Annotated in this window: 2 tRNA genes and 3 rRNA genes; all 5 read right to left on the bottom strand. The window is 48.9% G+C overall.

Features of this window, described 5'->3' with window-relative positions:
- Nucleotides 1-69 precede the first annotated feature (69 nt).
- A 5S ribosomal RNA gene (rrf, locus tag GVN16_RS25870) occupies nucleotides 70-181 on the bottom strand.
- Nucleotides 182-254: 73 nt separating this feature from the next.
- A 23S ribosomal RNA gene (locus GVN16_RS25875) occupies nucleotides 255-3,077 on the bottom strand.
- Between the two features lie 151 nt (nucleotides 3,078-3,228).
- Nucleotides 3,229-3,302 (bottom strand) — tRNA-Ala (locus GVN16_RS25880).
- A gap of 14 nt (nucleotides 3,303-3,316) precedes the next feature.
- Nucleotides 3,317-3,393: transfer RNA gene (locus GVN16_RS25885), tRNA-Ile, on the bottom strand.
- A gap of 149 nt (nucleotides 3,394-3,542) precedes the next feature.
- Nucleotides 3,543-5,048: ribosomal RNA gene (locus tag GVN16_RS25890) — 16S ribosomal RNA — on the bottom strand.
- Together the 16S, 23S and 5S rRNA genes with 2 tRNA genes alongside form the textbook arrangement of a ribosomal RNA operon.
- Nucleotides 5,049-5,136 lie beyond the last annotated feature (88 nt).

A 5,136-nucleotide genomic window follows, 5' to 3' on the forward strand; every position in this document is an offset into this window, starting at 1 on the left:
TCCTTTCTCTGGTAGATTTAAACACAAAAAAGCCTCAGTATTACTACTGAAGCTTATTGTATAATTAAATTCTGGCATCTACCTACTCTCCCGGGTTTGATCCAAGTACCATCGGCGGTGCGGGGCTTAACTTCTCTGTTCGGGATGGGAAGAGGTGAACACCCGCCCTATTAACACCATGAAAATCTTTGTGCTGTTGCACTTAATGCTTTATTGACATTGTTGATGTAGAAAGACTGTGAAGATATAATATTTTTGAAGAGTCTTCGGTTCATTAGTACTACTCGGCTGAATATGTTACCATACTTTCACCTGTAGCCTATCTACGTCGTAATCTCCAACGTTCCTCTATGGAAGTCTCATCTTGAGGCGGGTTTCACACTTAGATGCTTTCAGCGTTTATCCCATCCGCACTTAGCTACTCTGCCGTGCCCTTGGCAAGACAACAGATACACCAGAGGTGCGTCCAATTCGGTCCTCTCGTACTAAAATCAGAACCCCTCAAACTTCCTACGCCCACCACAGATAGGGACCGAACTGTCTCACGACGTTCTGAACCCAGCTCGCGTGCCACTTTAATCGGCGAACAGCCGAACCCTTGGGACCTTCTCCAGCCCCAGGATGTGACGAGCCGACATCGAGGTGCCAAACCTCCCCGTCGATATGAGCTCTTGGGGGAGATCAGCCTGTTATCCCCGGAGTACCTTTTATCCTTTGAGCGATGGCCCTTCCATGCAGAACCACCGGATCACTATACCCATGTTTCCATCCAGATCGACTTGTCGGTCTCACTGTCAAGCTCCCTTTTGCTATTGCACTCAACGCACGGTTACCAAGCGTGCTGAGGGAACCTTTGGAAGCCTCCGTTACTCTTTTGGAGGCGACCACCCCAGTCAAACTACCCACCAAGCGATGTCCCCCTTTCAGAGGTTAGGAACCAGATATATAAAGGGTGGTATTTCAACGTTGACTAAACGACGCCTGGCGACGCCGCATCACAGTCTCCCACCTATCCTACACATCAGATACCCAGTCCCAACGCTAAGCTATAGTAAAGGTTCACGGGGTCTTTCCGTCCCGTGGCGGGTAGACGGCATCTTCACCGTCACTACAATTTCGCCGAGCTCACGGCTGAGACAGTGCCCAGATCGTTACACCATTCGTGCAGGTCGGAACTTACCCGACAAGGAATTTCGCTACCTTAGGACCGTTATAGTTACGGCCGCCGTTTACTGGGGCTTCGATTCAATGCTTCTCTTGCGATGACATCCCCTCTTAACCTTCCAGCACCGGGCAGGTGTCAGGCCATATACGTCGACATTAATCTTCGCATAGCCATGTGTTTTTGCTAAACAGTCGCCTGGGCCATTTCTCTGCGGCCACATTGCTGTGGCTCCCTTTATCCCGAAGTTACAGGGTTAATTTGCCTAATTCCTTAGCCGTGAATCACTCGAGCACCTTAGGCTTCTCGCCTCGACTACCTGTGTCGGTTTACGGTACGGTCTCTGTACAGCTAGAGCTTATTGGCTTTTCTTGGAATCTTATCCCCCAATTCGGTTCCGCCGAAGCTTCCCCTCAACGCAGAATTCCGTCTCTACGTATCGAGCTTTAAAATCCGTCCCCACTTCGCACTGTACACAGGTGCAGTAATATTAAACTGCTTCCCATCGGCATCTGCTCTCGCATTATCCTTAGGATCCGACTAACCCTCCGTTGATTGACGTAGCGGAGGAATCCTTAGTCTTTCGGTGTGTATGGTTCTCACATACATTATCGCTACTTATTCCTACATTTGCTTTTCTGTAAACTCCAGCATACCTCAAAGTACACCTTCGCCGTCGACAGAATGCTCCCCTACCAGTGTAATATTACTATTACAATGCTAAGCTTCGGTACTATACTTTATGCCCGTTTATTATCGATGCCCGCCCCGCTCGACCAGTGAGCTGTTACGCACTCTTTAAATGATTGCTGCTTCCAAGCAAACATCCTGGCTGTCTCGGCAGTCGGACTTCCTTTGTTCAACTTAGTATAGATTTGGAGACCTTAGCTGTAGCTCTGGGTTCTTTCCCTTTCGGACCCGGACCTTAGCACCCGAGCCCTCACTGCTGGATATATCTTATCGCATTCGGAGTTCGTCTGAATTTGGTAGGATGTGACTCCCCCGCATCCAATCGGTAGCTCTACCTCGATAAGACTTAACTCCAACGCTGTACCTAAATACATTTCGGGGAGTACGAGCTATTTCCCAGTTTGATTAGCCTTTCACCCCTACCCACAGTTCATCTGAACACTTTTCAACGTATACCAGTTCGGTCCTCCAGTTGGTCTTACCCAACCTTCAACCTGACCATGGGTAGATCACTAGGTTTCGCGTCTACAGCCACCAACTTAACGCCCTATTCAGACTTGCTTTCGCTTCGGCTCCGATTCTTAAAATCTTAACCTTGCTGGTGACCGTAACTCGTAGGATCATTATGCAAAAGGCACGCCGTCACTAAATCACTTAGCTCCGACCGCTTGTAAGCGTACGGTTTCAGGTTCTATTTCACCCGGGTACTCCCCGTGCTTTTCACCTTTCCTTCACAGTACTAGTTCACTATCGGTGTCTCAGGAGTATTTAGCCTTGGCAGATGGTGCTGCCGAATTCAGAGGGGATTTCACCGGTCCCCACCTACTCAGGATACTGCTCGTCCTGCTTCAATTACTCTTACGTGGCTATCACACTCTATGGCCGGGTTTCCCATCCCGTTCAAATTTAAAAGCAATTCTAAATGCAGTCCTATAACCCCCGCAATGCCGTAACATCACGGGTTTGGGCTAATCCGGGTTCGCTCGCCACTACTTCCGGAATCACTGTTGTTTTCTTCTCCTATGGGTACTTAGATGTTTCAGTTCCCCACGTTCGCCTTCTAACTTAGTCAGAATAATAGACCTTCAGTCTATTGGGTTGCCCCATTCGGGTATCTACGGATTAACAGATATGTGCTCTTCCCCGTAGCTTTTCGCAGCTTATCACGCCCTTCTTCGCCTCTGAGACCCTAGGCATCCCCCGTACGCCCTTAATTAACTCTTCATTATTTCTTCTCAGTCTTTCTCATCATGTCAATGAACTCTTCCTTACCGGTGGGGACTGCTCCCCGGTGGTAATCAGTGGTATATGTACTATATCTATACCTGTCTTCCCTTCTTCCTTACGTCAGTCGGAGATATTTCCTCTTTCTCTTGTGGAGAATAACGGAGTCGAACCGTTGACCCCCTGCTTGCAAAGCAGGTGCTCTAGCCAGCTGAGCTAATCCCCCTTATTATCTAAATTTGGTGGGCCTGCGTGGACTCGAACCACGGACCTTTACATTATCAGTGTAACGCTCTAACCACCTGAGCTACAAGCCCTGATCTTAAGAGTGGTCCGCAGAATCTCAATCCTGCAATCTACTCATACTTCTAATACTTAACTTGTCATTGGAGATATAAACGGATCTTTCTTTAAAAATTAGTCGCGGAACTTCCTTGTTTTTCTTCCTTTACAGGAATATCTCTAAAAAGGAGGTGTTCCAGCCACACCTTCCGGTACGGCTACCTTGTTACGACTTAGCCCCAGTTACTGGTTCTACCCTAACGAAGTCTATTACCTTCCGCTTCAGGTCTACCCAACTTCCATGGCTTGACGGGCGGTGTGTACAAGGTCCGGGAACGTATTCACCGCATCATGGCTGATATGCGATTACTAGCGATTCCAGCTTCATAGGGTCGAGTTGCAGACCCCAATCCGAACTGTGAAGGACTTTTTGTGATTGGCAGACCATTACTGGCTAGCAACACTCTGTATCCCCCATTGTAGCACGTGTGTCGCCCTAGGCGTAAGGGCCATGATGACCTGACGTCGTCCCCTCCTTCCTCTCTACTTGCGTAGGCAGTCTATTCTGAGTCCCCATCATAACATGCTGGCAACAGAATATAGGGGTTGCGTTCGTTGCGGGACTTAACCCAACACCTCACGGCACGAACTGACGACGGCCATGCAGCACCTTGTTTCGAGCTATTGCTAGCTGTACCATCTCTGATACATTCTCTCACATTCTAGCCTAGGTAAGGTTCCTCGCGTATCATCGAATTAAACCACATGCTCCACCGCTTGTGCGGACCCCCGTCAATTCCTTTGAGTTTCACCGTTGCCGGCGTACTCCCCAGGTGGATTACTTATCGGTTTCCCTTGGTCACTGACCCCAGCGGGCCAACAACTAGTAATCATCGTTTACGGCGTGGACTACCAGGGTATCTAATCCTGTTTGATCCCCACGCTTTCGTGCATCAGCGTCAGTTTATCTGTAGCAGATTGCCTTCGCAATAGGAGTTCCTTCCGGTATCTATGCATTTCACCGCTACACCGGAAATTCCATCTGCCTCCACATATCTCAAGCTCAACAGTATCGGTGGCATGTAAAACAGTTAAGCTGCTACCTTTGACCACCGACTTATTAAGCCGCCTACGCACCCTTTAAACCCAATAAATCCGGATAACGCTCGCCACCTACGTATTACCGCGGCTGCTGGCACGTAGTTAGCCGTGGCTTATTCTAATGGTACCGTCAATTAAGCCCGCAGGCTTACCGTTCTTCCCATTCAAAAGCAGTTTACAACCCAGAGGGCCGTCTTCCTGCACGCGGCATGGCTGGGTCAGGCTCTCGCCCATTGCCCAATATTCCCTACTGCTGCCTCCCGTAGGAGTCTGGCCCGTATCTCAGTGCCAGTGTGGGGGTTACTCCTCTCAGAGCCCCTAAGGATCGTCGCCTTGGTAAGCCGTTACCTTACCAACTAGCTAATCCTACGCATGACCATCTCTATCCAATAAATCTTTCAATACCAAATGATGCCATTCAATATATTATGCGGTATTAATCCGGGTTTCCCCGGGCTATCCCCCTGATAAAGGTAGGTTTCATACGCGTTACGCACCCGTCCGCCGGTGACATTGCTGCCCCCTCGACTTGCATGTATTAAGCCTGCCGCTAGCGTTCATCCTGAGCCAGGATCAAACTCTCCATAGTAAATTACTATTTGCAAGTTCCTGACTTTTCGAAAGTCCGTCTATATCTCCAACAAGTTAATGAACTTTATCCTACTCTCTCGTAGGCT

Origin of the sequence: Emticicia sp. CRIBPO (genome assembly GCF_009905725.1) — a bacterium.
GTDB lineage: Bacteria > Bacteroidota > Bacteroidia > Cytophagales > Spirosomataceae > Leadbetterella.